At 36.9% G+C, this 3,560-nt stretch carries 1 protein-coding gene and 1 rRNA gene; both read right to left on the bottom strand.

What is annotated here, in order from left to right:
• Positions 1-102: ribosomal RNA gene (locus BO222_RS03480) — 16S ribosomal RNA — on the bottom strand; the annotation flags it as partial.
• A 598-nt stretch (positions 103-700) separates the two neighbouring features.
• The gene (locus BO222_RS03485) at positions 701-2,410 is read right to left on the bottom strand and encodes a phospho-sugar mutase (protein ID WP_075818372.1); all 1,710 of its coding nucleotides are present in this window, start codon (positions 2,408-2,410) and stop codon (positions 701-703) included.
• Between the last annotated feature and the right edge of the window lie 1,150 nt (positions 2,411-3,560).

Raw genomic sequence — 3,560 nt, forward strand, 5'->3', positions numbered from 1 at the left:
TTACTCACCCGTTCGCCACTGTATCCAAAGATACCGTTCGACTTGCATGTATTAGGCATGCCGCCAGCGTTCATCCTGAGCCAGGATCAAACTCTCCATTTGATTTGACTCAACGCTTTTGCGTTTTATTTTATTTTTTGATTGTTCAGGTTGAATTGACTTGTACTTGGTTTGTTTGTTTAACCTGTACCAATTGGTACTTGTACATACTGTCTGTAAAGTTTTCAAAGAACGAGTTATTTGTGAAGATTTATTTATCTTTCACAAGCTTGTTTATCTTACTCCCTGTCCTGATCAAAGTCAAGGCTTTTTTGTGAATTTCTTTTTGAATTTCACAATCAGAAGAATACTTCGCTTGTGAGAAACAAGCTGTCTCTCACAAGGCTCATTAAGAATATCACTCCAACAGTCATCGGTCAACCCTTTTTGTGAATTATTTTTATTTTTTCATAAATAAGGATTTCTGCCCTTAGATAAAGGAGTTTGGATATTCCAAGCCACTGATTTTCGAATCAGCTTTTTAAAAATACTCCTCATTTTTTCTTGTGACAAGTCTATTGATGAAATTCTTATAGTTTTTTGTATGCTGACAACCTCTTTTTCAGAATACAAAAAAAGAGTAAGCATCTTTAGAAGATACCTACTCTAATTTCATCAGATTATAATTAAATCCAGTATTTTAAATCTAATTTTATCGAACTTATTCCGCTGTACCTGTAATTTCTGCCATTGCTTTCTGATACTTCAAAGTTTTGTCATGAGCATCGGCTTTATCAGTACCTTTTACGCAATAGTAGAATTTACATTTTGGTTCAGTTCCAGAAGGACGAACTGCAATCCAGCTACCATCTTCAAGATAGTATTTCAGAACATCAGACTTAACAAAGCCTTCGAGTTCTTCAGTCTTTCCATCTTCTTTAATGACGGATTCTTTGTAATCTTCAAAACGTACTACTGGTACTCCAGCAATTTCAGTCAGTCCATCAGTTCTTAAGTCAGAAAGGATCTGTTTAATACGATTAGCTCCAGCTTCTCCTTCTAGAGATAAAGCAACCTGAGTTTCTTCGTAAGTTCCATGTTTAGCATAAAGATCATTCAGAACATCAACCAGGTCCTTACCTTCTTTGTTTTTGTAATAAGAAGCAGCTTCAGCTAACATCAGGCAAGCCTGTGGCGCATCTTTATCACGAACAAATGGTTTAATCAAAGATCCATAGGATTCTTCATAACCGAATACATAATTTCTTTCACCAGACTGTTCGTATTTGGCAACCTTTTCACCGATGAATTTGAATCCAGTCAGAGTCTTTTCAGTCGCAACCCCATGATCAGCAGCAACTTTTTCACCAAGATCACTGGTTACAACCGTGTTGAACATTACTGGATTGGTAGGCATCTGCCCTTTTTCTTCAAGCTGAGAAAGAATATATTCTAGAAGAACAGCACCAGACTGGTTACCAGTCATAACCACGTATTCACCATCGTGTTTAACACCTACACCCATACGGTCTGCGTCTGGATCGCAAACCAGGATAATATCTGCATCATTATCTTTAGCATATTTAAGAGCTAATTCATAAGCTCCCGGCTGTTCCGGGTTAGGTGTTGGAGTGTTAGAGAAATCTGGATCAGGTGTGCACTGTTCCAGTACAGGAATTACATCATAACCAGTTTCTTTGTAAATTTCACGAACAGGAACATTTGCAGTACCATGTTCAGGAGAGAATACAATCTTGATGTTCTTTTCAACTTCTGGATTTAGCTGAATACTTTCAACTGCATCATAGTAAGGACGATCGACATCAGCACCAATTACCGTGTAGAGTGCTTCCTGCTCAGGTGTAATATCGGAGCTGATCGCCAGTTCATCTTCAATGGCATTTACTTTATCAATGACCTGAGAAGCCAGTGATGGGATCAGCTGACATCCTTTTTCATCATAAAGTTTGTAACCATTGTATTCTTTTGGGTTATGACTGGCAGTAATCATAATTCCGCCAAAGCATCCGAGGTGGCGTACCGCGAAGCTTAGTTCTGGTGTTGGTCGCAGACTTTCAAATACGTAAGAACGAATTCCATTCTTTGCAAGCAGCTTTGCACAGTCAAAAGCAAATTCTTTTGACATATGACGGTTGTCATAACCGATGGCGATACCTTCTTCACAGGCTTTTTCACCATGTTCTTTAATGTAATCCGCAAAGCCTTGAGTTGCTTTACGAATCGTATGAAGATTGATTCGGTTGGTACCTGGACCAAGCAGACCTCTCATACCAGCTGTACCGAATTCAATAGTGGTATAAAATGCGTCATTCTTTTCTTCTGAATTCATGCTTTCAAGAACTTCTTTATAACTCTCATCCAGGTTTGGTGAATTGACCCATTTTTCGTACCGTTCTTCAACAACAGACATTTAAATTTCCTCCTTATAAAGTTCACATCACTGGTTAAATTATAGCATTGGAACAAGGTAAATTTCTCCAACTTCTTTATCATTATCAAAGCGGATTTACCTGTTTATCTCTGAAGAAACAGGCATAAAAATGCCCAGACGTTTTTTTTACTCGTCCGGGCTGCGGCAGTTTATGAATTTACTGATATTTTTGGTCTTAACCTATTTAAGAACTCTCGAAAACCAAAAAGGTTTTCATTATTTGATCAGACTTTACATGATTGACTATTCAAAAACTGATTGAAGATAGTTCCAAAACAAAACTCAACATTTTTAATCCATATACTCATAATTCGTTCCTTAAAGTTTTTAAGAACACTGATATTATAAAAGATTCGTTTTGGTCAGTCTGAACAATCTGGATCTGGCCGCTATCTAACTGTAATGATCAATCGCTTCATCCTCGGAATTTCGCTGAACGAAGACTGAAGTTCAAATTCCTGTTTTTAGCTGCTTTACTTAATAATTTGTAGTTCTGGGATATTCAATTGTCGGGCGTTTCTATCTTGATGCACTGCGCAATCAAATTTTTCTAACTATGTTTGAATATTCAAATTCACTGAATAAAGCATTTAAGGGTAATTCTTATTTAAAACTTTGGTAATTTGATTACTTATAATTCAATTGTTTGTACTTTTCTATGCTAGTACTATACTGTTCATTTTCTTTTTGCAGCAAGTCTGAAAGCAGACGGTGAATTGAAACTTTCAGTATTAATCACTTATCAGTTGATTTCTGTCTCTATAATACATGATTATCAGATCCATTTAATCTCATGGTCTAAATGAGTCATAAATCTGGTCAGACAGGTATTATGGTCAAAATTGTTGTGATTTTTTATGTTTCAGATTTTCCCAATGTCATTAAGTTAAGGAGTGTCTTCCATGCGGAATTCGCTCCTCGTTTTTTTGATTTTTAACACAAGCAGTGGAGTTGCTCCAAAAGTTTATAAATTATCCGAATATGGCACTTGACAGAACGAAACTCGGAACTAATCCATAATCCGAAGGATTTCGGAGGTGGTTATTTTGACCCATTCGAAATCCCCTAAACAGTATCGCCAAATCTTCTATTCTTACCTGGACGGTCTGGCAGACTGCCCGGATCGTTC

It is taken from the genome of Ileibacterium valens, from assembly GCF_001945525.1.
GTDB lineage: Bacteria > Bacillota_I > Bacilli_A > Erysipelotrichales > Erysipelotrichaceae > Ileibacterium > Ileibacterium valens.